Annotated in this window: 28 protein-coding genes; 19 read left to right on the top strand and 9 right to left on the bottom strand. The window is 63.0% G+C overall.

Going from position 1 to position 25400, the window contains the following annotated elements; genetic code table 11:
- Window positions 1-50 precede the first annotated feature (50 nt).
- Window positions 51-1316: a glucose-1-phosphate adenylyltransferase gene (glgC, locus tag BM400_RS01675; RefSeq protein WP_089836035.1), complete on the top strand. Its 1266-nt coding sequence runs from the start codon at window positions 51-53 to the stop codon at window positions 1314-1316.
- A 52-nt stretch (window positions 1317-1368) separates the two neighbouring features.
- Window positions 1369-2100 carry a TIGR03435 family protein gene (locus tag BM400_RS01670; protein ID WP_089836033.1) on the top strand — a complete coding sequence of 244 codons (732 nt, stop codon included), beginning with the start codon at window positions 1369-1371 and terminating at the stop codon, window positions 2098-2100.
- Between the two features lie 3 nt (window positions 2101-2103).
- Here BM400_RS01670 and BM400_RS01665 read toward each other — a convergent pair whose 3' ends face one another.
- Together BM400_RS01665 and BM400_RS01660 are read right to left on the bottom strand one after the other, a co-directional pair.
- A complete protein-coding gene (locus tag BM400_RS01665; RefSeq protein ID WP_089836030.1) occupies window positions 2104-3015 on the bottom strand; it encodes a bestrophin family protein in 912 nt (303 codons plus the stop codon).
- Complete coding sequence (locus tag BM400_RS01660) at window positions 3012-3677, bottom strand: carbonic anhydrase (protein WP_089836028.1); 666 nt, start codon at window positions 3675-3677, stop codon at window positions 3012-3014. The genes BM400_RS01665 and BM400_RS01660 overlap by 4 nt, the downstream gene beginning before the upstream one ends.
- A gap of 150 nt (window positions 3678-3827) precedes the next feature.
- On the opposite strand from BM400_RS01660, the gene BM400_RS01655 reads away from it, so the two are divergent.
- From BM400_RS01655 to ahcY, 3 genes are all read left to right on the top strand, one after another.
- Entirely contained in the window at window positions 3828-5369 is a 1542-nt protein-coding gene (locus BM400_RS01655; RefSeq protein WP_089836027.1) for a sialate O-acetylesterase, read from the top strand.
- Window positions 5370-5380: 11 nt separating this feature from the next.
- Window positions 5381-7372, top strand: coding sequence for a fused MFS/spermidine synthase (locus tag BM400_RS01650; RefSeq protein WP_089836025.1), 1992 nt, complete (start codon window positions 5381-5383; stop codon window positions 7370-7372).
- 112 nt (window positions 7373-7484) lie between these two features.
- Window positions 7485-8957, top strand: coding sequence for an adenosylhomocysteinase (ahcY, locus tag BM400_RS01645; protein WP_089836023.1), 1473 nt, complete (start codon window positions 7485-7487; stop codon window positions 8955-8957).
- Window positions 8958-9044: 87 nt separating this feature from the next.
- On the opposite strand, the gene BM400_RS01640 is transcribed toward ahcY, so the two are convergent.
- Window positions 9045-9371, bottom strand: a complete 327-nt coding sequence (locus BM400_RS01640) for a hypothetical protein (RefSeq protein WP_089836021.1) — start codon at window positions 9369-9371, stop codon at window positions 9045-9047.
- Window positions 9372-9585: 214 nt separating this feature from the next.
- Here BM400_RS01640 and BM400_RS01635 point away from each other — a divergent pair, with 214 nt between their 5' ends.
- Window positions 9586-9870, top strand: a complete 285-nt coding sequence (locus BM400_RS01635; RefSeq protein ID WP_089836019.1) for a DUF2218 domain-containing protein — start codon at window positions 9586-9588, stop codon at window positions 9868-9870.
- Here the strand turns inward: BM400_RS01635 and BM400_RS01630 are convergent.
- The 3 genes from BM400_RS01630 to BM400_RS01620 all read right to left on the bottom strand — a co-directional run bounded on the left by BM400_RS01630 (window position 9867) and on the right by BM400_RS01620 (window position 12811).
- Window positions 9867-10667: a DUF4397 domain-containing protein gene (locus BM400_RS01630; protein WP_089836018.1), complete on the bottom strand. Its 801-nt coding sequence runs from the start codon at window positions 10665-10667 to the stop codon at window positions 9867-9869. The two genes, BM400_RS01635 and BM400_RS01630, sit on opposite strands and share 4 nt — an antisense overlap.
- Window positions 10668-10766: 99 nt before the next feature.
- Window positions 10767-12338 carry an alpha-L-fucosidase gene (locus BM400_RS01625; RefSeq protein ID WP_089836016.1) on the bottom strand — a complete coding sequence of 524 codons (1572 nt, stop codon included), beginning with the start codon at window positions 12336-12338 and terminating at the stop codon, window positions 10767-10769.
- Window positions 12339-12466: 128 nt separating this feature from the next.
- Window positions 12467-12811, bottom strand: coding sequence for a ComEA family DNA-binding protein (locus BM400_RS01620; protein WP_089836013.1), 345 nt, complete (start codon window positions 12809-12811; stop codon window positions 12467-12469).
- Window positions 12812-12919: 108 nt separating this feature from the next.
- On the opposite strand from BM400_RS01620, the gene BM400_RS01615 reads away from it, so the two are divergent.
- The 10 genes from BM400_RS01615 to hisF all read left to right on the top strand — a co-directional run bounded on the left by BM400_RS01615 (window position 12920) and on the right by hisF (window position 20009).
- On the top strand, window positions 12920-13186 hold the full coding sequence (locus BM400_RS01615) for a hypothetical protein (protein WP_089836011.1): 267 nt from the start codon (window positions 12920-12922) through the stop codon (window positions 13184-13186).
- 208 nt (window positions 13187-13394) lie between these two features.
- Window positions 13395-13742, top strand: a complete 348-nt coding sequence (gene hisI, locus BM400_RS01610; RefSeq protein ID WP_089836009.1) for a phosphoribosyl-AMP cyclohydrolase — start codon at window positions 13395-13397, stop codon at window positions 13740-13742.
- Window positions 13739-14611, top strand: coding sequence for an ATP phosphoribosyltransferase (hisG, locus tag BM400_RS01605; RefSeq protein WP_089836007.1), 873 nt, complete (start codon window positions 13739-13741; stop codon window positions 14609-14611). Before hisI ends, hisG begins: the two co-directional genes overlap by 4 nt.
- Window positions 14612-14643: 32 nt before the next feature.
- A complete protein-coding gene (locus tag BM400_RS01600; protein WP_089836005.1) occupies window positions 14644-14952 on the top strand; it encodes a hypothetical protein in 309 nt (102 codons plus the stop codon).
- Complete coding sequence (gene hisD / locus BM400_RS01595; RefSeq protein ID WP_089836003.1) at window positions 14949-16223, top strand: histidinol dehydrogenase; 1275 nt, start codon at window positions 14949-14951, stop codon at window positions 16221-16223. The genes BM400_RS01600 and hisD overlap by 4 nt, the downstream gene beginning before the upstream one ends.
- The gene (locus BM400_RS01590; protein ID WP_089836002.1) at window positions 16223-17332 is read left to right on the top strand and encodes a pyridoxal phosphate-dependent aminotransferase; all 1110 of its coding nucleotides are present in this window, start codon (window positions 16223-16225) and stop codon (window positions 17330-17332) included. Before hisD ends, BM400_RS01590 begins: the two co-directional genes overlap by 1 nt.
- Window positions 17333-17932: an imidazoleglycerol-phosphate dehydratase HisB gene (hisB, locus tag BM400_RS01585; protein ID WP_089836000.1), complete on the top strand. Its 600-nt coding sequence runs from the start codon at window positions 17333-17335 to the stop codon at window positions 17930-17932. It abuts the gene before it with no gap.
- Window positions 17933-18132: 200 nt separating this feature from the next.
- Window positions 18133-18552, top strand: a complete 420-nt coding sequence (locus BM400_RS01580; RefSeq protein WP_175528814.1) for a YybH family protein — start codon at window positions 18133-18135, stop codon at window positions 18550-18552.
- Window positions 18549-19157, top strand: a complete 609-nt coding sequence (gene hisH / locus BM400_RS01575) for an imidazole glycerol phosphate synthase subunit HisH (protein ID WP_089835996.1) — start codon at window positions 18549-18551, stop codon at window positions 19155-19157. Before BM400_RS01580 ends, hisH begins: the two co-directional genes overlap by 4 nt.
- A gap of 81 nt (window positions 19158-19238) precedes the next feature.
- Entirely contained in the window at window positions 19239-20009 is a 771-nt protein-coding gene (gene hisF / locus BM400_RS01570) for an imidazole glycerol phosphate synthase subunit HisF (RefSeq protein ID WP_089835994.1), read from the top strand.
- 3 nt (window positions 20010-20012) lie between these two features.
- Here hisF and BM400_RS01565 read toward each other — a convergent pair whose 3' ends face one another.
- Window positions 20013-20561 (bottom strand): Imm26 family immunity protein, encoded by a 549-nt coding sequence (locus BM400_RS01565; protein WP_089835992.1) that lies wholly within the window; start codon window positions 20559-20561, stop codon window positions 20013-20015.
- Between the two features lie 50 nt (window positions 20562-20611).
- Here BM400_RS01565 and BM400_RS01560 point away from each other — a divergent pair, with 50 nt between their 5' ends.
- Entirely contained in the window at window positions 20612-21316 is a 705-nt protein-coding gene (locus BM400_RS01560) for a 1-(5-phosphoribosyl)-5-[(5-phosphoribosylamino)methylideneamino]imidazole-4-carboxamide isomerase (RefSeq protein WP_089835990.1), read from the top strand.
- Between the two features lie 22 nt (window positions 21317-21338).
- Here BM400_RS01560 and BM400_RS01555 read toward each other — a convergent pair whose 3' ends face one another.
- Window positions 21339-22394: a VWA domain-containing protein gene (locus BM400_RS01555; protein WP_089835988.1), complete on the bottom strand. Its 1056-nt coding sequence runs from the start codon at window positions 22392-22394 to the stop codon at window positions 21339-21341.
- Window positions 22395-22645: 251 nt separating this feature from the next.
- Here BM400_RS01555 and BM400_RS01550 point away from each other — a divergent pair, with 251 nt between their 5' ends.
- Window positions 22646-23953 (top strand): VWA domain-containing protein, encoded by a 1308-nt coding sequence (locus BM400_RS01550; RefSeq protein WP_245781624.1) that lies wholly within the window; start codon window positions 22646-22648, stop codon window positions 23951-23953.
- Window positions 23954-24031: 78 nt separating this feature from the next.
- The gene (locus BM400_RS01545; protein ID WP_089835984.1) at window positions 24032-24886 is read left to right on the top strand and encodes a DMT family transporter; all 855 of its coding nucleotides are present in this window, start codon (window positions 24032-24034) and stop codon (window positions 24884-24886) included.
- Between the two features lie 86 nt (window positions 24887-24972).
- On the opposite strand, the gene tatA is transcribed toward BM400_RS01545, so the two are convergent.
- Window positions 24973-25182, bottom strand: coding sequence for a twin-arginine translocase TatA/TatE family subunit (gene tatA, locus BM400_RS01540; RefSeq protein ID WP_089835983.1), 210 nt, complete (start codon window positions 25180-25182; stop codon window positions 24973-24975).
- Window positions 25183-25400 lie beyond the last annotated feature (218 nt).

The following is a 25400-nucleotide window of genomic DNA, read 5'->3' as shown; positions in this document are numbered from 1 at the left end:
TCGTCGCCGGAGCTCCAAGGCTGTGCGACACAGAGTGAGGTAAGTGCAACATGAGAGATACGCTTGGCGTTCTGCTGGCCGGTGGTGCCGGTGAAAGACTCTTCCCCTTAACCCGCGATCGCGCCAAGCCTGCCGTACCGTTCGCGGGGCAGTACCGCATCATCGATATCACGTTGTCGAACTGCATCAACTCCGACCTGCGGCATGTGTACATCCTCACCCAGTACAAGGCTCTTTCGCTCAATCGCCACATCCGCGAAGGATGGGGACCGGTGGTGGCCAATGAGCTAGGTGAGTTCATCGAGATTCTGCCACCCATGCAGCGCGTCTCGAAGAGCTGGTACCAGGGCACGGCGGATGCGGTGTACCAGAACATCTACTCGATCGGCTCCGAAGAGCCGAAGTACATCCTCATCCTCTCCGGCGACCACATCTACAAGATGAACTACGGCCTGATGATGCAGCAGCACAAGGCATCCGGCGCCGACGTAACGCTGGCGACGCTGCCGATCCACCCCGACCAGGTGTCGGCGTTCGGCGTGGTGGAGGTAGCGAAGAACGGCGAGGTCACCGGCTTTGAAGAGAAGCCCAAGGAGACCAAGACGCGGTCCCCCTGGACCCCCGACATGGTCGACGTCTCGATGGGCATCTACATCTTCAACACGGACATCCTGCTGCCGGAGCTCATCAAAGACGCCGAAGACCCGGACTCGAAGCACGACTTCGGGCACGACATTCTGCCCAAGCTGCTGGGCCGCTTCAAGATGATGGCCTACAACTTCGTCGATGAGAACAAGCAGCGTGCGCTCTACTGGCGCGATGTGGGTACGCTCGAGGCCTACTACGAGGCCAACATGGACGTCGCCGGCGTGACGCCGATCTTCAACCTGTACGACAAGAGCTGGCCCATGCGGACGCGCTCCTATCAGTATCCGCCGGCGAAGTTCGTCTTCGGCGAGATTGGCCGTACGGGTATGGCGATCAACTCGATCGTCGCTTCGGGGTCGATCGTGTCGGGTTCGGTGGTCCGGAACTCGGTGCTGTCGCACGATGTGCGCGTGAACTCATACGCCGACGTCGATTCGAGCATCATCTTCTCGCATGTGAACATCGGGCGGCACTGCCGCATCCGGCACGCGATCATCGACCGCGATGTGCATATCCCGGATGGCACGGTGATCGGGTACGACCAGCAGGAGGACCGGAAGAACTACTTCGTTTCGCCGTCCGGGCTTACCGTGGTCACGCGCGATTACTCGGTGTACGAGAACCCGGTCTCGCCGGAGTTTCTGCAACAGAACGAGAACACTTGGTAGAGAGACGTAGCGAAAAGCCCTGGCGATTGCCGGGGCTTTTTGTTTTGGAGGGATGATGCGCGAAGCATTGCTTGCTTGTCTGCTGACGGTGGGTGTGGCTTCAGGGCAGGCTCCGGCAAAAGCCCCGACGTTTGAGGTGGCGTCAGTGCGCGCTGTGCCTCCCGGCAAGGAGGGGATGACCGACACGGTCTCGTATGAGGGTGGGTCGTTCGTCGTCAAGAATGCGACGCTCGAATTCATGATTAACATTGCCTACGAGGTGCCGCCTTGGAACATATTGGGTAAACCGGACTGGCTCGCTGTGCGGCAGTACGACGTCTCTGCCAGGCCTGAGGGCGAAACCGGCATGACCTACGAGACGATGAGGCCCATGCTGCAGCAACTTTTGCAGCAGCGATTTCATCTGGCAGTGCATCGCGAGACTCAGAAGCGTGCCGGATATGCGCTGGTGGTGGCGAAGGGCGGGGTGAGGCTGAAGGCCGGGAAGGAGGGCGGGAAACAAAATTACATTATGGCCAACGGGATTCGGGGCGGAGGTGTCAGTCTTTCAGTCCTTGCGACCATGCTGGCCATTCCCCTTGGAAAGCCGGTGATGGACCGGACGGAGACAAAGGGAATCTACGAGGTCGATCTCCACTTCGCGCCGGAAAACTCGCCAGACTCAACCCTGCCCTCGCTCTTTACGGCGCTTGAGGAGCAGGCAGGGTTGAAGCTGGAGCCGCAGAAGGTGCCGGTGGGTATGCTCGTCATCGATCATGCGGAAAGCGAACCGACGGAGAATTGAACCCTACCAGAGCACGCCACGGATCGGAGCCTCAGGCTGCGGCAGTTCGGTTTCGCCCAGCATCTGACGCAGATTGATCTCGATCGAGCGCGTGATCGAGTTGAGGGGCACGTCATAGACCGTGTTGTCGAAGGGATCTTCGAGGTCGCGGCCGATCTTGTCGAGCGTCAGGAAGATGAATCCCACCAGCGTCGAGCCAAGCGGCGTGAACCATCCCATCGACGTGACCAGCGCGAGTGGCAGAAGCATGCAGTAGATATGGGTGAAGAGACGCGGGAAGTAGTCATACTGCTTGGGCATCGGCGTGTTCTTGATGCGCTCGGTGCCGCCCTGTGCGTCGGCGAGATCGTTGAGGGTGTTATCCAGCGCCTGCCACTCCAGCGGGTCGGCCCATCCGTTGTGCTTGCACTGCTGCAGAAGATCGCCCATGCGGAGTTGCAGGGTGAGGGGGACGTTATTCTGTCCGCGCAGGCTTTCGATGTCGACGTGCGCCGCAAAGGGCGCGAGCGCGGGCAGTGGATCCTGCTTGCGGAGGTGCGTGCGCAGCGCGTGAACGAAGGCGATCTGGTAATAGACGAGCCGCGTGCGCATCGCATGCAGCTCAGGCGACTCGACGTTGCCGGGAGCACGCAGGGTAACCGTCTGACGGGCCCAGCTACGGGCGTTGTTCACGATAGATCCCCAGAGCGTCCGGGCCTCCCACCAGCGGGCATAGGCCGACTGGTTCCGGAAGCCGAGGATCAGGCCGATGGCGGAACCGTAGAGCGCCAGCGGAATGTGCGGCAGGGCAACCCAGTCCCAATGCAGCAACTTCACCGCCACCACCACGCACACGTCGTACAAAGCCAGCAAAAGCAGGGGCTTGCCCGTGTACTGCACCATGCGGATGAGGTCCGGCCCCTTGGGAACGATCATGCCTTCTCGTCTCCGGAAAGATCGCCCTCGACGGTGACGGGATAGAAGTTCCGCGAGCCGTCCTCGGTAATCCTGACCTCGCCGGTGCCGATGTTGTACACCCAGCCCGAGATGGTCAGTTCTTCCCGCGCCATCGCTCCGGCGACGGAAGGATGCGTGCGCAGATGCTGCATCTGCAGAAGCACGTTTTCATACGTCAGCTTCTTCAGCCTGCTTTCGTGCGTGTCCTCCGGCGTCGTCAGGGAGTCGGCGACGCTCAGCGCGGCTGCTGCGTTGCGCATCCAGGTCTTGACCGTCGGCATGGACTCCATCCCGGCTGGATTCAGCAGGGCCTTCATCGCGCCGCAATCCGTGTGTCCGCAGATGGCGATATGCTTCACCTTCAGCGCGGAGACCGCGTACTCGATCACGGCCGAGACGCCGCCCAGCATCTCGCCATACGGCGGAACGAGGTTGCCGATGTTGCGCGTGATAAACACATCGCCCACGCCGGAGCTGGTGATCGATTCGGCGTCGATGCGCGAGTCCGCGCAGGTGATGATGAGCGCGTGCGGGGTCTGCGGTGTGGTCGCCGCGGTCTGGAACTTCTCCGCCTGCTCGGGATAAACCTCGGTGCGGAAACGCCGGATGCCTGCCTTCAGTTGGGAGAGTATGTCTTCCATGGTGTCTGGTCCTCTGGTCTGTTTGCCTGCCGTTTTTCAGAATACCGTTTTCGCGTGAAAGTGGGGTAAGCGTACGCTGATGTTTCCTGGTGGAATTTGTTTCCTGTCGGGAGGTATGATTTCGCCGTAGTGAATGGACGGAGGATTCAAATGCGAAGGCTTCTGATGGTGTTGGCGCTCGCGGTCGGTGTGGCGAAGGCGGACGTAACGCCTTCGGCTCTGTTCTCGGATCATGCGGTGTTGCAGAGCGGCATGTCCGTTCCGGTGTGGGGCACGGCGCAGGCCGGCGAGAAGGTCGCCGTGACGATCGCAGGGCAGACCCAGAAGGCGACCGCGGGCGCGGATGGCCGGTGGATGGTACGCCTCAAGAAGCTCAAGACCGGCGGGCCGTTCGACATGACGATCGCCGGCAAGAACACGGTCACCGTACACGATGTGCTGGTGGGCGAGGTCTGGGTGGGGTCGGGACAGTCCAACATGGCGTTCACCGTCTCGAAGAAGAAGGCCTCCTACGCGGGTTTGGCGGACGAGGATGCTGAGATCGCGGCGGCCAACTATCCGCAGATCCGAATCTTTATGGCGACGACCGCCAAGACCTACGAGCCGGCGGCGGAGATCGCAGGATCCTGGCAGGTCTGTACGCCGGAGAACGTACCTGCCTTCTCTGCGGTCAGCTACCTGTTTGCGCGCGATCTCCAGAAGGAGCTGAAGGTTCCGGTGGGCATGCTCGTCGTGGCGTTTGGCGCAAGTACGGCCGAAAGCTGGGTCCGGCGCGAAGCCCTCACCGCCAATCCCGCGCTCGCCCCCATGGTCACGCGCTTCGATGCCCTCGAGAACTTTTATAAGACGCATCCCGGAGCGACGACGGACCAGGTTCCCGCCGAGGCCAAGGCCCCGCAGACGATCAACGCAAGACCCGGCAAGGTGGGACCGCTCAAGGATCCGGTACAGGACCAGCATCAGCCCACGGTGCTCTTCAACGGCATGGTGCATCCGATTCTGCCCTATGCGATGCGCGGCGTCATCTGGTACCAGGGCGAGTCGATCACCGGAGGACTTGCCGGCATCGCCCGCTACCCCACCGTCATGGAGACACTGGTGAAGGACTGGCGCAGCCTCTGGGGCGAAGGCGACTTTCCCTTCTACGTGGTGCAGTTGGCTGCGCTGAACGACGTGAGCAACAACCCGCTGGTGCGCGAGGCGCAGTCGAAGATCCTTGCGCTGCCGAAGACCGGGATGGCGGTGACCATCGATATCGGCGACCCGAAGGATGTGCATCCGCACAACAAGGCTCCGCTGGGCGACCGTCTGGCGCGCATCGCGCTGGCCCAGACGTATGGGAAGAAGATCGAGTTCTCCGGACCGCACTATCTCGATGCGAGCGTTACGGATGATTCCGTGATCGTGAAGTTCGATCATGCGGCGGGGTTGATGGCGAAGAGCGGTGCGCTGAAGGGGTTCCAGGTCGCCGGGCCCGACCACGCCTTCGTCGACGCCGACGCGACGATCAAGGGCGACTTGATCGAGGTAAAGAGCGCCAAGGTGCCGATCCCCGTGGCCGTGCGCTACGCGTGGGCGAACTATCCCGAGGGCGCGAACCTGTATAACGGAGACGGGCTGCCCGCGGCGCCGTTCCGGACGGACAACTGGGACGCAAGCGCACCGGTGGAGGCCCAGATCACAGGCAAATAACAGGGGGCAGGGTGACGGCAACGCGAACGGGGTTTGGAGCGACGGTCTTCCTGGGTGCGTTTCTGCTTTTCTTGCTGGAGCCGATGGCGGCCAAGGGGCTTTTGCCCATCCTCGGCGGCTCCTCGGCCGTCTGGATCACCTGCCTCGTCTTCTTCCAGACGATGTTGCTTGGCGGATATCTCTACGCGCACTGGCTTACGCGGTCGGGCATGCGACGGGTGCATATCGGGCTTCTGGTTGCAGGTGTGGCGGCGCTGTTTCTCGCGCAGCATCTGGGGGCAATGGGCGACGCGCAGCATCCGGTTGCGACGATCTTCCGCACGCTTGGCATCACGATTGGTCTACCGTTTCTCCTCCTGGGCGCGACCAGCCCTCTGTTGCAGGTCTGGATGGCGCGGATCGAAGGAACGGGCGTTCGCTACGGGCTCTTTGCACTCTCGAACGTAGGCTCTCTGCTTGGGTTGCTGGCGTATCCGCTGCTGATCGAGCCGCATGTGAGTCTGCGTGGCCAGCGTGTGGGCTGGGCGGTGGGATTTGCGGTCTACGCGGCCCTCGCGGCATGGCTGGCGAGCCGTCCCGGGGTGTGGCAGCGCGAGGTCGTCGAGGAAACCGTGGAGCCACGGACCGAGGGCTGGGTCCGGGCAATGTGGTTCCTCCTGCCGATGGGCGCAGCGCTCCAACTGGCCGCGGTCACCAGCCACCTGACGGTGAACATCGCGGCGATTCCCCTGCTCTGGATGCTTCCTCTCGCGGCGTACCTGGTCAGCTTCATCGTGGCGTTTGAGTTGCCCCGGCTGTATCAGCGGGGCATCGTCGTGCGGCTTCTGGTCGTCATGATGGCAGGGCTGGGCTATGCGCTCACCAAGACCGACTCCGGCCTGCCCATCGCGATCAGCATTCCGTTCTTCCTGGTGGAGATGTTCGCAGCCTGCCTGTTCTGCCACGCCGAGGTCTACCGTCTGCGCCCTTCCGGACGCCATGAGGCGACAGCGTTCTACCTGCTGGTGGCGGCCGGGGGCGTGGCGGGAACCTTCTACGTCGCGCTGGTCAGCCCCCTGGTGTTTTCCGCGAACTACGATCTTGGCATTTCGTTCCTGGTCACGGCGGCGCTGGCCCTGGCGGTGACGTGGAAGGACGGCTGGGCGCAGAGACTGCTGTGGGGAGTGGGCACGGTGCTGCTTCTGGCGCTCGTCATCGGACTGCACGTTGCGTATGGGCGCCGTGTGCTGGAGATACGCCGGAACTTCTACGGCACGCTGCGGGTCACGGAGAACGACTCCCCCGCAGGGCCGATCCGCATGCTCACCAACGGCACGATCCAGCACGGAACCCAGATTGTGCGGCAGCCAGGCCTCGAGCGGATGCCGACGACCTACTACGCGTGGGATTCTGGCGTCGGGCTGGCCCTGAAGGGCGCGCACCGCGTGGGCGTCGTGGGCCTTGGTGTGGGCACGCTCGCGGCCTATGGCAAGCAGGGGGACTCGATCCGCTTCTATGAGATCAACCCGCTGGTGAGACCTGTGGCGGAGCGCTGGTTCAGCTATATCCATGACTCGGCCGCGACGATCAGCTTCGCCGACGGCGATGGCCGCGCGTCGCTGCATGCGGAGACGCCGCGGGGCTTCGACGTCCTTGTGGTCGATGCCTTCTCCGGCGATGCCATTCCGCTCCATCTGCTCACGGTCGAAGCCATGCGGGAGTACAAACGGCATCTCGGTCCGCACGGCGTCATCGCATTTCACGTCTCCAACCAGTATTTGAATCTTGCGCCCGAGATCGCCGCGCTGGCCAAGGCCTCCGGAATGGAGGCACGGCTCTTCGATACCGGTGGGGATGCCCCCAAGGGCGAGTACCGGGCCGAGTGGGTGCTGCTGAGCGGCGATCCTGCTTACTTTGAGCGGGACGGCATGGGTGGGGCGACGATCGCCGCCGTCCCGGGTGTCACGGCATGGACCGACGACTACTCCAGCCTGCTGCCTTTGGTGGAGTGGGGAAGGCCATAGCCCTTTGTTTATGCGGCAAACTTCAGCACCGGCCTTGCCTCTCGGGATGTCTGCTTCCGGGTATGCCTGATATTCTTTTCAAGGTAGAACGCAACTTATAGAGGTGTCCCAGATGGCAACAGCAACATTGGATACGGCCGCGATCGAAAACGCGCCCAAGGGTGTAGCGAAGGAATACAAGGTCCGCGATATCTCGCTCGCCGAGTTTGGCCGCAAGGAGATCGACATCGCCGAGCAGGAGATGCCGGGTCTGATGTCCGTGCGCAAGAAGTACGCCGCCGACAAGCCGCTCGCCGGCGTCCGCGTCACCGGTTCGCTGCACATGACGATCCAGACCGCTGTGCTCATCGAGACGATGGTCGCTCTCGGAGCCGACGTTCGCTGGGCAAGCTGCAACATCTTCTCCACGCAGGATCACGCCGCCGCCGCCATCGCTGCTGCCGGCGTTCCTGTCTTCGCCTGGAAGGGCGAGACCCTCGAGGAGTTCTGGTGGTGTACGAATGAGTCGCTGCGCTTCCCCGACGGCAAGGGCGGCCTGCTTGGACCGCAGCTCGTCATCGACGACGGCGGCGATGTCACCCTGCTCATCCACAAGGGCTACGAGATGGAGAATGGCGACAAGTGGGTCGACTCTCCCTCCGGATCGCTCGAAGAGACGGTTATCAAGAACCTCCTCAAGAAGGTTCACGCCGAGACCCCCACGCGCTGGCACGACGTAGCCACCGAGTGGAAGGGCGTCTCGGAAGAGACGACCACCGGCGTACACCGCCTCTACAAGATGATGGAGAAGGGCACGCTGCTCGTCCCCGCCATCAACGTGAACGACTCCGTGACCAAATCGAAGTTCGACAACCTCTACGGCTGCCGTGAGTCGCTCGTCGACGGCATCAAGCGCGCCACCGACGTCATGATCGCCGGCAAGGTTGCGGTCGTCTGTGGCTTTGGCGATGTCGGCAAGGGCTCGGCTGCTTCGCTGCGTGGTCTCGGCGCACGCGTCGTCGTCACCGAGATCGATCCCATCAACGCCCTGCAGGCCGCGATCGAAGGCTATGAGGTCACCACCGTCGAGGCCACCCTCGGACGCGGCGACATCTACGTCACCTGCACCGGCAACGTGGACATCATCACCCTCGAGCACATGAAGAAGATGAAGGATCAGGCCATCGTCTGCAACATCGGCCACTTCGACAACGAAATCCAGATGGAGCCTCTCAACGCCTTCGCCGGTGCCACCCGCCTGAACATCAAGCCGCAGGTCGACAAGTACACCTTCGCCGAGACCGGCAACAGCATCTTCATCCTGGCCGAGGGACGCCTGGTCAACCTCGGATGCGCAACCGGTCACCCCAGCTTCGTCATGTCGGCCAGCTTCTCCAACCAGACGCTAGCCCAGCTCGACCTCTGGAAGAACAAGGACGAGTACAAGGTCGGCATCTACATCCTGCCCAAGAAGCTGGATGAAGAGGTCGCCCGCCTGCACCTGGACAAGATTGGCGTCAACCTCACCACGCTGACCGAGAAGCAGGCGAACTACCTGAGCGTGCCGGTCGAAGGCCCCTACAAAGCCGAACACTACCGCTACTAAACCATCCTCGAAACCGGAAAACGGCCACCTCCTCGGAGAGCGGCCGTTTTCCTTTGGTGGACTGGACCGTTTGGCCCTGGCCCAGTCTTACCCTCGTACGCGAGCGTTGTGCTTGTCGCGATAAATTCTGCGGGACTCCTGGTTCTGCTGGTGGTTGATGACGCGGCGGTCCTGGTGGGTCAGATGGCCGTTGTCCTGCGCGCGCATGCCGCGTTCCTCGCGGTTGATGCCGGCCTCCTGGCGCTCTACGTGCCCTGTCTCGCGAGCCGTCATTTGCCCGCTGGCCACGCCATTGGCGATACGGTCCTGCTGATTGGTCTTGCGGTTCTGGATCTCCTGCGCGAACATGGAGGCGGGCACAAGAGCGAGGGAGAGAGCAAGGGCGGCAACTTTGGTCGTGATCGCGATCTTCATGGGAAACTCCTTTTCAAAACCCAGCCGCTTGGTTCGTATCTGCGACCGCTTACGGAAGGAGTAGACACAGCCTCCCACGTCGTGTTGCGGAGAATCGAAAAAGTATATTTCACTGAAAACAGGCAACTTTTTCCGCATTTGGGGGTAGCAACCGGATGCTCCGCAGGTTCACGAACGATTGCATCGCGGGATTTCGCCCGTGAATCTAACCGGTATGGAATGTTTTCTGGCAGACGTCAAAACGGAGCACGCAGGCAGCTATCTGAAGCAGCTATGCAGGCATTGGGGACACAAGTTCCCGGTGGAGTTTACGGACGAACACGGAAAGATTGAGCTGCCCACGGCAACCTGCGTGCTCGATGCCTCGGCAGCGGCCCTCGCGGTTGGGTTGACTGTGCAGGATGGTGGAGATGCGGAACGGATGAAGCAGGTCGTAGCAGAGCATCTGCAGCGATTTGGCTTTCGCGAAACGCTCGTCTTCGACTGGCGCGCTGCCTAGATGGTCGCCCCGGGCGACGAGTAGTCCTGCGCCGTGACCACCTGCAGCGCGGGCGCGTTGAGGATCTTGTTGTCGAGCAGGATGACCGTTGCGGCCGACCCGGAGTTGTAGGTCACGGTGCTGCCCGAGTAGATCGCCACCGTGGTCGCAATCGGCGTCGTGCCGGTCGGGTAGATTGCGATCTTATAGGCTCCAACAGGCACATTCACGTAGCCGGAGTTGGCGCCGAAGTTCTGGTTGATCAAGATAGGCGAAACGGCCGTGATCGCCGCTCCAGTCGGGACGAGGTAGATATCGACCGCGCCCACCGCAACCGACTCATCGAGGAAGCGAAGCGCGATCTGGCCCCCCGGAGCGGAGTTCGACTGGTCCTTCAGTACCGTAGCCTGGATGCTCGCTGCCACATTCGAGATCAGCAGCGTGTACTGCTGCGACCCCGCCAGGGTGGCCGAGGCACTTGCCAGCGAAAGCTTCGTGCCGGTCGACGTGGCCGTGAAGTTATAGCTGCCGGGCGTAATGGGAATGTACGAGGTGACGTTGCCGAAGCCGAGGTTATACGAGACCGGCACATTGGCCTCGTAGATGTCCAGGCCGGGAGCATCGGGCGAAGCATCGACGATGCGAATCTGCGACACGATAGTCGAGCCCGCGATGCTCTGGCAACCGACCAGCGAGAGTGGCCCGATCGCGGCGAACGCCAGTGCGGCACGCATCCACCCCCCCAGGCGACGGACGCGCTGGGGCGCGGGCACTGCCGCGGGGTGTTGCATCGTAGCCTGGGGTTCGAGCAGGGGCATAAGTCGAGAGGACAGTACGTTTCACTCTAAACGATTTCGGCGCATGGGGCGACGGCAGAGTGAGAGTTCGTATTCGCTTCGTCATCATCGGACGCCCGCCTATGCACCGCCCAGAGGACCCGTCCCCTCGATCCGCAGACCGTACGGAGCCGTGACACCACCGGGCGGCAGCGTCACCTTCAGGCCCTCCTGCGTCTGCGTAAAGGGCAGTGACACCGGCGTCTTCGCCAGGAACATGACTCTGGCGACCTTCATTCCGCTTGCAACCGCGAAGGTCGTCAGGAGTGCCGGCCCTGTAACCGGAGCCTTGTACCCGAAGGCGTAGACGCCTCCTCCCGCCGTGGTAAACCGAAAGTCCGCCTCGGTGATCGGCGTCGCGGGACGTCTTCCAATCGACGGTCCGGGCCGGTCGGTCGAGCCGCCCTTCCAGTCGCCCGGTGCCTCCGCCGGTGTGTTCGGGCCTTCGCCGATGTGCGTCCACGGACGGCTCCCGTAGATGCCTTCACCGTGGATCGCGAGCCACTCACCCACGGCCAGCAAAACCTTCTGCTGCGCCTCCGGAATGCTGCCGTCGCCCTTCGGCGAGATGTTCAGCAGCAGGTTTCCGCCCAGACTCGCCAGTTCGATCAACTCATGCAAGACGGAATCCGTGGAACGAATCGTCATGGGCTTCGGTGACTCGGTGTAGCCCCATGTGCTGCCCAGCGCATCGTCGCACTGCCACCCGCCCGCATAGGTCCAGCGTGGGGCCCGCTGCTGCTTTTCGAAGTCCGTCACCGAACCGAAGAGGTAGGCGAGATCCTTGGTCGCGAGCGTAGCCTCCTTGCCCCACTGCCTTGCCCGGTTATAGAAGTAGGCTGCAGCGCGCAGCTTTACATCGTCGTACTCGCGCGGATTCACCCCATTGTCGAAGTAGATCATCTGCGGCTCGTAACGGTCGACGAGCTCCTGCACCCGCGCCAGCCAGTCCTCCTGGAAGGCCTTTGAGGCGTTGCCCTCATTCATGCCTCCCGGAATCGGAGGGCCATAGAAACCGGCGTAGCGTGGATCGAACTGGTCGTTCGGCACCCCCGGCGCGGGGTAAGCGAAGTCATGGTGCTCCATCCGGTGGGTCGAAAGCCCGAAGATCAGGTTCTGCGCGCGCACGGCGTTGGCCAGTTCACCGATCAGGTCGCGCTTCGGTCCCATCTTTCCCGCCGACCAAGGGGTGATCGCGGAGTCCCACATCGCGAAGCCGTCGTGGTGCTCGGCCACCGGCACCACGTACTTCGCGCCGCTGCGGGCGAAGAGGCCGGCCCACGCCGTGGGGTCGTACTGCGGCACGGTGAACTGCGGGATAAAGTCCTTGTACCCGAACTTGTCCGGCGCACCGTAGTGCTCGGTATGCCATGCCGCGTCGGTCGTGTACATGTGCCTGGCGTACCACTCGTTGATCCGTGCCGGCATCGAGTACAGACCCCAGTGGATGAAGATGCCGAACTTCGCCTGGTTGAACCACGCGGGCAGCGTCCAGTTGTCGCGGAGCGACTCCCACGTCGGCGCGAAGGGCCCTGGGGCGAGCGGTTTGGGGGTTGCGTAGGTGGAGGGGCTGCCTCCGGTCTGGGCCTTGAGAGCAGTCGCCCCAGCAACGAGCGCTGCGGTTGTGAGAAACGTACGGCGGGTGTGAGCCATGGGCCGAGAATACACGACTGGAAACAGTGTTTATAGGGAAACTTTATCGTTGACTTCGCGATAGCCGCTTCGTCCAGCACATACGGCAAACGGGCATGCTGCCGTATGCGCCGGACACAGCACAGGTGCTATTTCTTGGCGGGCTGCTTGGCGATGATCGCATCCTTGATGCCGTCGTAGGTCTTCTGCGGCAGGATGCCCTTGCTGGTGAGCTGCGTCTTGTTCGCATAGGGCCGCCCCGCAACAATCTTCTGCGAGTACACATCGCCCACACCCGGCAGGGCCTTCAACTGCGCCACCGTGGCGGTGTTGATGTCCAGCTTGGCGGAATCGGCCACGGGCCTGGGCGCGGCAGCGGGCGCTGCGGCGGAGGGTTTGGCCTGCGCCCGGGCGAGGGTGGACTGGAACGCGAAGGCGGGAGCGAGCGCAAAGAGAAGCGCGGCGGAGAGAAGGCGACGGCGAAGATGCAGCATGAAGAAGGCTCCTGAAGCGGTGATGAGGCGTTTCGGTTACGGGGAGCGGGAGAGCTGGAATTCCGTGCCGCAACAGAGTAGCGCATTCTCGTGCATCCTGGAGATACCATGTCCGTGCGCGAAGGAATGCAAAACCGAAGACGAGCCGGAAAGGTCTGCGGCATCACCTTTCTCCTGTGCTTCTGCACCGCAGCCGCGCTCCACGTCGTGCGCCTGCAAGCCGTGCCTCCGGATCCAAACGGCATCCGCCTCCTTCAAATGGAGACGATCGCCATCTGGCTGGCGCTCGTACTCGCCTCGGCTCTAATGCTGATCGTAGCCGTCGAACTCTCCATTGTGGCCTGGCGTCTGCTGCGGAGCAGGCATCGGAATTGACAACCTGCCAGCCCCGGCTTAGCCTAAAGGAACGATGCGTCTTTCGCAGCACCATCACGGGCACTCCCATCATCACGCTCACGGCGTGTTGGCGGCTTTGTCCGGTCAAGCGAAGTAACAAGACGCTCGAACAGGATCTGAAGGCCCGCTGACGCGAATATCGCGAGCGGGCCTTTTTTACGTGTGTCGCATACGAAACGGAGAATGCATGAGTACCGCAGCAATCAAGATCGACTTTGAAAAGATGGATGGCCTCGTCCCGGGCATGGTGCAGGACGCCAAAACCGGTGAGTTGCTGATGCTCGGCTTCCTCAACGAGATCAGCTACCAGATGACCCTCGACACCGGATACGTGACCTTCTGGTCCCGCACCCGCAACAAGCTCTGGATGAAGGGCGAGACCAGCGGCAACCGCCTCAAGGTCGTCGAAGCCTCCACCGACTGCGACAACGACGCCCTCCTCTTCAAGGTGGAAGTCGAAGGCGACGGACTCGTCTGCCACGAAGGAACCGTAAGCTGCTTCACGAAAAATATCGTTACTGGAGAAGGCAAGTGAGCGTACTCAAGCTGGGAATCCCCAAGGGCAGTCTGCAGGATGCAACCATCGCTCTGTTCGAGCGCGCAGGCTGGAAGATCTACGTAAGCAGCCGAAGCTACTTTCCGTCCATCAACGACGTCGAGATCGAGTGCATGCTCGTCCGCGCGCAGGAGATGGCGCGCTACGTCGAACAGGGCCACCTCGACGCCGGCCTCACCGGCAACGACTGGGTCCTCGAGAACCAGACCGACGTCGAGTACGTCACCAGCCTCACCTACTCCAAGCAGAGCCGCCAGAAGGTGAAGTGGGTTCTCGCCGTCCCCGAAGACTCCAAGTACCAGAAGCCCGAAGACCTCGAAGGCGCGACCATCGCGACCGAGCTCGTCGAGTTCACCAAGCGCTACTTCGCCTCGAAGAACATCAACGTCAAGGTCGAGTTCTCCTGGGGCGCGACGGAAGTGAAGCCGCCCATGCTCGCCGACGCCATCGTCGAGGTCACCGAGACCGGCTCATCCCTCCGCGCCAACCGCCTCCGCATCATCGAAGTCCTCATGGAGTCCGAGACGCAGCTCATCGCGAACAAGGCCTCCTACGCCGACGCCTGGAAGCGCGAGAAGATCAACAATATCGCCCTCATGCTGAACGGTGCCATCGCCGCGCAGGGCCAGGTAGGCCTCATGCTCAACGCCCGCCGCGCCGATCTCGAACGGGTCCTCAGCGTCCTTCCCGCCCTCAACTCGCCCACGGTCTCGAACCTCACCGACCAGGCCTGGGTCGCGCTCAACACCATCCTCGACGAAACACTCGTCCGCGATGTCATCCCCAAGCTCAAGGCTGCAGGAGCAACCGGCATCGTCGAATATCCGCTGAGCAAGGTTGTTCTCTAGAGGAAGCGATGAAGGAACAGAGGATACAAGCCATGGTTCAGGAGATCACCGCAGCGTCCATCGCCGGACAGCTCGGCTCGGTCGAAACCTGCTTTATCCTCTGGCCCCTCATCCTCCAGACCACCCGCCCCATCGCCCCCGAAGACAAGGCCCTCGTCGGCACCGTCATCAACGAAACCAGCCACCTGCCGGTAGGCCGCCTCAAGGACGACTGGCACCCTGACTTCGTAGGCCCCAAGCTCGCTGAGCTCTACCGCTACGAGATACAGATTCGCGAAGACGTAAAGCATCTCTGCGAACGTCTGCAACAGCAGTTCGCAACCGATATGGAGAAGGCATGAAGCTGGTCAAGACCTACGGCAGAACCCGCGATACCGCAGCCGCTCTCATGGCAGAGCTGGAGCAGCGCGGCGCCGTCAGCACCGCAAGCGTCGAGAAGGTCGTCCGCGGCATCCTCGCCGACGTCCGCAAGAACGGCGACAAGGCCGTAGCCAGGTACGCGCAGCAGTTCGACAACCTCGCGCCCAAAGCCAGCCTCCTCGTCACGGAAGAAGAGATGCAGGCCGCATGGGAGGCCACCTCCCCTGAGCTGCGCGAAGCCATGCAGACCGCGCAGGACAACATCCGCGCATTCGCCGAAGCGCAGAAGCCCCGCGAGTGGACCAACACCTTTACCGAAGGCGTCAAGACCGGCCAGATCGTCCGCCCCCTCGGCTCCGTCGGCTGCTACGTCCCCGGCGGTCGCTACCCGCTGCCATCCACGCTGCTGATGACCACCACCCCCGCGCGCGTAGCGGGTGTCGAGCGCATCGTCGTCTGCTCGCCCAAGCCCGCTCAGGAGACCCTCGCGGCCGCCCACCTCGCCGGCGTCACCGAGTTCTATCGCATCGGCGGAGCTCAGGCCATCGCCATGATGGCCTACGGCACCTCCACGGTCGCACGCGTCGACAAGATCGTAGGTCCCGGCAATCTCTTCGTGACTGCCGCCAAGTCCATCGTCTCCACCGAAACCGGCATCGACATGCCCGCCGGCCCCACCGAGATCGTCGTCACCAGCGAGACCGGCGACCCCGCCGGCATCGCCGCCGACCTCGTCGCCCAGGCCGAGCACGACCCCGAGACCATGGCCGTCCTCTTCACCTCGAACGAGGCCCTCGGCCGCGCCGTCCTCGCCGAAGTGAAACTCCAGTCAAGGTCCAACAAACTCGCCAAACAAAGCCTCACCGCACGCGGCGCCATATTTGTAACGCAATCGGTCACAGAAGCGCAGGAGCTCACCAATCGCCTCGCGCCAGAGCATCTTTCGGTCGATTCCGCGCGCGATCTGGAGTGGGTGGAAAATGCCGGGTCCGTCTTCGTCGGGCCCTACGCCCCGCAGTCCATGGGCGACTACATCTCCGGCCCCAACCACGTCCTCCCCACGGGCCGCAACGGCCGCGTCCGCGGGGGCTTGAGCGTCGCCGACTTCGTCAAGGTCATCACCGTCCAGGAGTACACCCGCAAAGGCCTCGCAACCCTCGGTCCAAAAGCGATCCTCCTCGCCGAAGCCGAAGGCCTCAAAGGCCACGCCGAGAGCATCCGCATCAAGATGAAGCCCATCAGGAGAAAGTAATGGCAACGGTTACAAATACGGACGCTACCCAGATCAAGGCCCGCCGCGCCGTTCTCGCGATGCCCGAGTACCACCCTCCGCTCGCCGCCCGCACGGCGCTCCGTCTGGACTTCAACGAGAACACCTTCGCGCCATCGCCCCGCGTGCTGGAGCGCGTCCACGCCTTTACCGCCGAAGACCTCACCAAGTATCCCGAGCGCGAGCCCGTCGAGATCCTCGTCGCCAAGCACTTCGGGCTCCAGCCCTCCGAGGTGCTCCTCACCAACGGCGTCGACGAAGCCATCCACGTCCTCTGCACGGCCTTTCTCGAGGCCGACGACGAAGCCCTCATCTGCACCCCGACGTTCTTCATGTACGATGTCAGCGTCGGCCTCATGACCCCCAACCTCGTCCGCGTTCAGGCCGACGCCTCGCTGGAGTTCCCCTTCGAGCGCTTCCTCGCCGCCATCACCCCGCGCACCAAGCTCATCCTGATTGCTTCGCCGAATAATCCGACGGGAATTGTAGTGAGCCGCGAGCACCTCCTCGCCATCGCCGCCGCCGCGCCCCAGGCCGTCGTCTTCGTCGATGAAGCTTACTTCCACTTCCACGGCGAGACCACGCTCGGCGACGTCCCCAACATCCCGAACCTCATGGTCGGCCGCACCTTCTCCAAGGCCTATGGTTTGGCCAACCTGCGCGCAGGCATGCTCGTCGGCCCGGCCGAACTGATCAACTACGTCAAGAAGGTCTGCTCGCCCTACAACATGAACGGCGTCGCGCTCGCCTGCCTCACCGAAGCCCTCGCCGACCAGACCTACCTCGACTGGTACATCCGCGAAGTCCACACCGGCCGCGAGCGCGTGCAGGCGGCCCTCACGGAACTCGGCGTGCCCTTCTGGCCGTCGTCCGCCAACTTTGTCCTCATGAACATCGGCCCCAAACACAAGCAGCTCGTGGACGTCATGCGCACCCACGGCGTCCTTCTGCGCGATCGCTCCTCCGACCCCGGCTGCGACGGCTGCGTTCGCATCACCATCGGCATTGAAGACCACGTGACCCGCGGCATCGCCGCCCTCAAAACGTCCCTCGAAGAGATCGGCTGGACCGCAACCCAAGGAGCAAAGTAAATGACTGACGCAATCCGTCGCGGCACCATCCAGCGCGACACCACCGAGACCAAGATCAACCTCACCCTCACCGTAGACGGCCAGGGCACCTACACCGTCTCCACCGGCATCCGCTTCTTCGACCACATGCTCGAGCTCTTCACCCGTCACGGCGGCTTCGACCTCGACCTCACCTGCAAGGGCGACCTCGACGTCGATCAGCACCACACGGTGGAAGACGTCGGCATCGCACTCGGCGAAGCCTTCCTCCAGGCCCTCGGCGACAAGAAAGGCATCCTGCGCGCCGGCTACTTCGTCATGCCCATGGACGAGACCCTCGCCGTCGCCGCCATCGACCTCAGCGGACGCACCGCCTACGCGGTCGACGACCAGGTCGACGTGCCCATCGTCGGCGACTTCCAGACTGAACTCCTCACCGACTTCTTCGAAGGCTTCGCCCGCGGCGCCAAGTGCAACGTACACGTCAAGACGATGTACGGCCGTTCCAACCATCACAAGATCGAGGCCATCTTCAAAGCCTTTGCACGCGCCATGCGCGGAGCCTGCAGCCGCGACGAACGGATGAAGGAGATGCTTCCCAGCACCAAGGGCCTGTTGTAACGCGGTTGTTTTCTGGTTGTCATCCCCGAAGGGGATCTGCGGTTGCTCTTGCCGTTGCCCTTTTGGTTGTCGTTCCCGAAGGGAATCTGCTTCTGTCTTTGTTGTCGCTTGTGCTGTTGTCTCTGAGATAGGCCTGGGCTTTAGCCCAGGCTCTTCCATCCACCACAAAACCGGGCTTTAGCCCCTGGGATATGGTTTCCATGACGCCCCGCGAAGAGATCGAAGCCATGCTCGCCGCCCGCACCGAAGCCCTCGCCCGCTTCGATGCCGACGCCGTCATCGCCTTCTACACCGAAGACTGTGAGCTTATCGTCAACGATCTCCCCGCGCTCACCGGCCCCGCCGCCATCCGCGACTTCTTCGCCTCCATGTTCGCCGAAGGCTCCTTCGAGCCCGAGATCGTCATCCAGGACCTCCGCTGCGAAGGCACCCTCGCCGTCTTCTACGCCCGCCAGCTCCTCACGCTCGCCTCCCGCCGCGAGCCCACTACCGACCAGTACGCGATGCGCCACATGGCCACACTGTCGAAGGCCTCCGGCCGCTGGCTCATCGTGCGCAGCATGGTCTCCCTCGAAGGCCCCGGCGCCATCGAGAAAATAGAACTGGAGCCCGAAGCATGATCGCCGTCATCGACTACAAGGCCGGCAACCTCACCAGCGTCGTCAAGACCCTCAACTATCTCGGCGCCGAGACCCTCGTCACGCAAGATCCCGAAGTCGTCCGCACCGCGAGCCGCATCGTCCTCCCTGGCGTAGGACACTTCCGCGCGACCGCCCTGCTCAACGAGCTCCACATCACCGAAGCCGTCCGCGAGAGCATCACCCGCGGCGCGCTCTTCCTCGGAGTCTGCGTCGGCCAGCAGTGGCTCTACCAGGGCTCCACCGAAGCCCCCGAGACCCCAGGCCTGGGCCACTTCCAGGGCGAGGTCGAACGGTTCCCGACTCACATCGAGGGCGACCTCCTCAAGGCCCCCCACGTAGGCTGGAACTCCCTCGAAGACATCCGCCCCGACTCCCGTCTCCTGCGCAACATCCAGCCCGGCGAGTTCGTCTACTACACCCACTCCTGGCGCGCCCCGGTAACACCGGACACCGCAGCCACCACGCCCTACGGCGGCTCCTTCACCGGCGTTGTGGAACGCGGCAACGTCATGGGCGTCCAGTTCCACCCGGAGAAGTCCGCCTCGGTAGGCCTCCGCGTCCTCAAAAACTTCATCGACCTCTAGCAAGAAGCGCCACCAATCCGGGTGCCCCACATCTCGCCTTTGAGATGTGGGTTCATCGCCACCAAACCACAAGGAAGCCTCATGTTGACCAAACGCATCATCGCCTGCCTCGACGTCCGCGACGGACGCGTCGTCAAGGGCATTCAGTTCGTGGACATCATCGACGCCGGCGACCCTGCCGAACTGGCCCACCGCCACGCCGCCGGCGGCGCCGACGAGATCGTCCTCCTCGACATCACCGCCACCCACGAGGGCCGAGGCACCCTCCTCGACACCGTCCGCCGCACCGCCGCCACCCTCTTCGTCCCCTTCACCGTAGGCGGAGGCATCCGCTCCGCCGAAGACGCCGCGGCCGTCTTCCACGCCGGAGCCGACAAGGTCAGCATCAACTCCTCCGCCATCGCCCGCCCCGCACTCATCGGCGAGATCGGCGGAAGCTTCGGCGCACAAGCCGTGATCGTAGCCATCGACGCCCGCCGCGGCCCGCTCGGCGTGGAAGACGCAGAGGTCTACGTCAGCGGAGGCCGCAAGCCCACCGGCCTCAACGTCGTCGAGTGGGCCCGCGAGGCCGAACAGCGCGGCGCCGGCGAGATCCTCCTCACCTCCATGAACACCGACGGAATGCGTAACGGTTTCGATTGCGAATTGACCCGAGCCGTCTCCGAAGCCGTCCAGATCCCCGTCATCGCCTCAGGAGGCGCAGGCTCCGCAGCCCACTTCGCCGATGTCTTCAAGGCGGGCAAAGCCGACGCAGCCCTCGCCGCCAGCATCTTCCACTTCGGCATCACCGACTCCCGCGCCCTGAAGGCTGAGGTCGCCGCCGCCGGCGTGCCCATGCGCTTACCCTGCTAACCTTCACTTTTCGAGGCATTCGGATTTTAGGACGCCTCGCGACTCTAAGACTCCCCTTATCGCCCAGTCTACGGAGTTGTAGTTGCCAAAACCCGATTGGGCGATCGGGAAAGCCTGCGCCTCGGACTTCGTAACAAAGTCCCCGTTCTCGTCAACGACGTCGTAATTGTCGCGACCTCCGGCACCACGGAAGCGCACGAACTGATGCTTGCTCAACATGTCTCCCGCTTCGAGCGGTTTGGACTCCATAATCTCCCAATATCCTCGAGCCCATCCGAGGTTGTTCACAACGCTTGGTCCAATCAGGAGATTACTCGGAACCAATAGCGAACGATCAGGCTTCATTTCCGAGATAGCGTCATAGATGTAAATGAGATTGAAGTCCTTCTTCACTCCCCAGAAATGCGCCCGTTTGATGAGCCTGCCCCACAGAAAAATGCCGATTTGAGGAGAGAGCCGAAAGAAGTCGCCGACCTTCGCGGAGCGACGTTTGTCCGTCAAGCGCACCGCAGTAACAGCATTGGCTTCTTCGAGACTCCTGAGAACACGCATAATAGGCTAAGTCTAACAACGGGCCAGCGGGTATCTGCGAAGATAGTCAAATGCTCATTCCATCCATCGACCTCATGGGCGGCAAGATCGTCCAGCTCGTCCAGGGCCAAACCCTCAAGCTCTCCTTCGACGACTTCGACTACTGGATCGACCGCTTCTCCAAGTACCCGCTCGTCCAGCTCATCGACCTAGACGCAGCCATGCGCCAGGGCGAGAACCGCACCCTCATCGAGATGATCTGCAAGCGTCTCCCCTGCCAGGTAGGCGGCGGACTCCGTACAGCGGAAGACGGCCAGGCCCTGCTCGACGCTGGAGCCAAACGCGTCATCTACGGATCGTCCCTCTTCGGCACGCCCACCGAAGGCGAAACGCCGCGCCGCCACCCGCTCATCCGCCTCGAGTTCGCCGAGTCGCTCAAGAAGGTCCTCGGCGAAGACGCCCTCTGCTTCTCCGTCGACACCAAGGCCGGCAAAGTTGCGGTCAAGGGCTGGAAGGACTCCGTCGAGCTCACCCCCGAAGAAGCCGTCACCTGGCTCGAAGACTCCTGCGCCGCCTTCCTCTACACCCACGTCGACACCGAAGGCACCATGACCGGGTTCCCCATCGATGTCGCCGCGATCCTGCGAGCCACCACCGCGAAGCAGCTCATCGTAGCCGGAGGCATCAAGGCACAGTCCGAGGTCGACGAGCTCGACCAGATGGGCGTCGACGCGGTCGCCGGCATGGCCGTCTACTCCGGAGCGATGGAAGCCTAGTCAACCAGCCGCTGGCGGAGCGTTAGTTGTCGTTCCCGTTCGCATCCGCCAGCGCATAGTACCCCTTGCGCGCCTGGATAGTCAGCCCCTTGCCGCACGTCAGGTCCAGCTTCCGGTACGTCCCATCGGCCTTTGGATTCAGCGGCGTGTAGCTCAGCAGATACTGCGTGCGCAACTCATCCTGAATCTGGTCGAAGGCCTCTTCGAGCTTCTTACCGTTGTTGCCCACGTCGATCACGCGGCCTCCCGTCTCGGAGGCCAGCCTGCGCATATCCGACGCGCCGATGCTGCCGAAGGTCCCGAAGTTCCCCCGGTCGGCGATCAGGATGACGTACACGATCGCGTTGGCCTTCTGCGCCGCCTCGATCGAGCTCTTCAGCGTCTCCTGCGATCCCTGGTCGCCCCCATCGGTCAGCAGCACCAGAATCTTGCGCCCGGCCTCCTGGCGCAGCTTGTCGTTCGCCGCCAGAAACACCGCATCGAACAGCAGCGTCCCGCGCGCCGCTCCGTTGCCCGTCACCGAGCCCGAACCCGTCCCGGTGTTGATGCTCGCCTTGTTGATCGCGCGCCGAAGCTGCGCCGGGGAGTTCGTATAGTCCGCCAGCAAATCCACATTGATATCGAACGAGATCAGAAACGCCTCATCCTTGGGCTTCAGCACCTCTTTCAGGAACCGAGCCCCGGAGTCCTGCTCCAGCGGAAGCACATACTGCTGCGAACCCGACGTATCCAGCAATATCCCGATCGTCAGCGGCAGATTCTTCTCCTGGGTAAAGTTCTTGATTGGCTGCTCGACCTTGTTTTCGAGCACCGTGCAGTCTTCCTTGTGCAGATTCGTGATGAACCCGCCCTTGTCGCGTGCCGAAAAGTACATGTTCACGAGGTTCGCCTTCACCTTCAACGTCTCGATCTGCTGGCCGTCCTCAGGCTCGGCGCCGGCCGCGCTGCTCGGCGGCGGCGGCCCGGAGGGCGAAGGAGCATCCTGCGCATGCAGGCTGGGAAGCAACAAAAACGAAGCGGAGAGAAGCAGGAGACGGAGCGCTTTGGTCGGCACTGGGCTGGACGCAGGGGCTTGCATGCCTCATTAGACGACAACTTTGTCCGATCAGTTTCGAGAACGGACAATCCCGTGGGCAAACATCGCCGGGAACCGCGCGTCCAATAGACACCGTGAGGAGTTCCCAACGGGATTAATTGCCTGCTCCGGGCGTGACGCTGAGGCGCTCGGCTGGTAGTCTCGTGGGATGGACCCGTGTGCGTTTTCGCGGCAAAGTTTCTTGTTTTCGTAGGATTACGGTTTTTGGGGGTTGGCAGGTGAACGATAGGTTGATGGCAACAACGCTGGCTTGCCTGATGTTGGCGCAGAGCGGTGTAATGAACGCGCAACAGCAGACCGACGCGCAGCAAAAACAGCAGCAGGCGATTCCCGACGCGCCCGCACCGGCCCTTCTGCAAGGGGTTACCCCGGGCAAGGGCGCGCCGGCACCCGCAAGCACCGACCTCCTGCCGCCCGCCGACCAGTCCGCGCCCAGTTCCGCGCTGCCCGCCACGCCGGCGGCGCCCAAGACATTCGCTCCCGACGATCAGGCCGGTCCTCCGCCGGAGATCACCGACGCCAAGACCTTCACCATCCACAAACAGGTCGACTTCGTCGAAATCCCCTTCACCGTCAAGGATTCCAAGAACCGCCTCGTCCCCGGCCTGGACTGGCGCGAGGTCCGCGTCTACGAAAACAACGTCCGCCAGCACATGAGCTACTGGACCGTCGATCCCTTCCCCCTCTCAGTCGCGCTCGTCATCGACCAGAGCCTCCCCTTCGACACCATGAGCAAGGTGAACACCGCTCTCGGAGCCTTGCAGGGTGCCTTCACCGCGTATGACGAGGTCGCTGTCTTCACCTACAACAACGGCCCCAAGCTCCGCACCGACTTCACCGCCGCCCAGAGCGCCCGCCTCGGTGCCGTCCTCGAGCAGTCCAAGACCACCGGACGCGAGGCCTACCCCATCATGGACGGCCCGCTGGCCCAGAACACCGTCATCAACGGCCGCAACGTCGACCCCAACACCTCCGCCAACCGCGGCCACCAGGGCCTGACCCCCAACGCGCCGCGTGAGGTCCACACCCTCAACGATGCCATCCTGGCCGCCGCCGTCGCCACCACCAAGGCCGGCAAGGGCCGCCGCCGCATCGTCTATGTCATCTCCGACGGCAAGGAGTACGGCAGCCAGGCCAAGCAGAAGGACGTCATCAAGTATCTGCAGCGCAACGACGTCGCCGTCTACGGCACCTTGGTCGGAGACTCCGCCATCCCGGGCCTGGGCTTCCTCGACCGCATCCATATGCCCTTCCAGATGCGCGACGACATCCTGCCGGTCTACGCCGGAGCCACCGGCGGCCAACTCGACGCCGAGAACCGCACCAACGGCATTGAGAAGAGCTTCGCCAAGATCGCCGAGCAGGTCCGCACCCAGTACACGGTCGGCTACTACACCAAGGAGCCCTTCGTCGACGGCAAATACCGCGAGGTTGAGGTCAAGGTGTTGCGTCCGAATCTGTCCGTCATCGCCAAGAGGGGCTACTACCCGTCCGCCAGGGATAGCGCGCCCACCGGAGCGCTTCCTCAGACAGCCAAGTAAAAGCAAGCGCAGTCTCTTCCGGGCCGGACGGGGTGCTCCCCCATCCGGCCCGCGACGTTTTTTGAAGGAACAGGCACGATGACGACATGGCTGGGACTGGCCGCGGCCTTCTTCTGGGGCAGTGGAGACTTTTCAGGAGGCATGGGCGTAAAAGCCGCCGGCGGACGCCTCTCCGGTGCCCTGCGTGTGGTTCTCCTCAGCCACGCCACCGGCCTCACCATCCTGCTGGCCATCGTCCTGCTCGCTCACGATGCCGCTCCCCACGGAGCCCTCCTCGCATGGGGCATCCTGGCTGGCATCGCCGGCGGCGGCGGAGTCGTCATGTTCTACATCGCCCTCGCGCGCGGTGCCATGGGAGCCTCCGCCGCCATCAGCGGCCTGCTCACCGCCGCCATTCCAGCCGTCGTCGCGGTCTGGGTCGATGGCGCACCCGGCATCCAGAAGGTCATCGGATTCGCGGTCGCGGGCGGTGCCATCTGGCTCATCGCCTCGGCCTCCGGCCATGAGGCGCGCGGTACCACGGGCCTTGCCATCCTCTCCGGCGCCGGCTTCGGTATCTACTTCGTCGCGCTGCGCTTTGCCGGTACCTCAGGCAGCATCTTCTGGCCCATGGCCACCTCGCGCATGGCCAGCGTCACCCTCTGCGGCCTCATGCTGCTCACCCTGCGGATGCGCGGGCAAGCCGGGGAAAACACGCTCACCCGCAACGCCGTCGCCTGGGCCATCGGAACCGCCGTCCTCGACACCAGCGGCAATCTCTTCTTCCTGGCCGCGGCCCGCGCCGGACGGCTGGACGTGGCTGCCGTGCTCGCCTCGCTCTACCCCGCCACTACCATTCTGCTGGCCGCCATCTGGCTCAAGGAGGCTCCAACCCGGCGGCAGGCCTGCGGCATGGCGCTGGCGGTCGTGGCTGTCCTGCTGATCACCGTCTAGCGAACCCGGAAACAGACAATGAAAAGCCCCACGAGGAACGCACGCTGCGTCCGTCGCGGGGCACCCTGCTGTCGCGGGTCAGATTTTTAGGAAGGCTTGACGTCTTCGGGCTTGGGGGTAACGGAGTGCGCGGCGTTGGCCGTCTTGTCGTCCTCGGTCACGCCCTTCAGGCCATCCTTGAAACCCTTGAGCCCCTCGCCGAGGCCTTTGCCGAGCTCAGGCAGCTTCTTGCCGCCAAAGAAGATGATCGCGATACCGGCGACGATAATGAGGTGCCACGGTTGGAAGAGTTCCATACTAGTTCTCCTTGAAGCAGGACGCCTGAGAATCGGCTGTCACACGTAATTGTCGCACAGCGCGGGGATGCTTTTCGCGCCGTCCTTCGTCCTACACTGATACGAACCATGCAGGATCCGGCACGCGACAGAGCAGAGGCGCCTTGAACCGTATATCCTGATGCTTGTACGTTCGAGCGCGACAACCGGATGGGAGTTCGGCCTGCGCCCAAGATTAG

Origin of the sequence: Granulicella pectinivorans (assembly GCF_900114625.1) — a bacterium.
Lineage (GTDB): Bacteria > Acidobacteriota > Terriglobia > Terriglobales > Acidobacteriaceae > Edaphobacter > Edaphobacter pectinivorans.
This window is presented reverse-complemented; position numbering and strand designations above follow the sequence as displayed.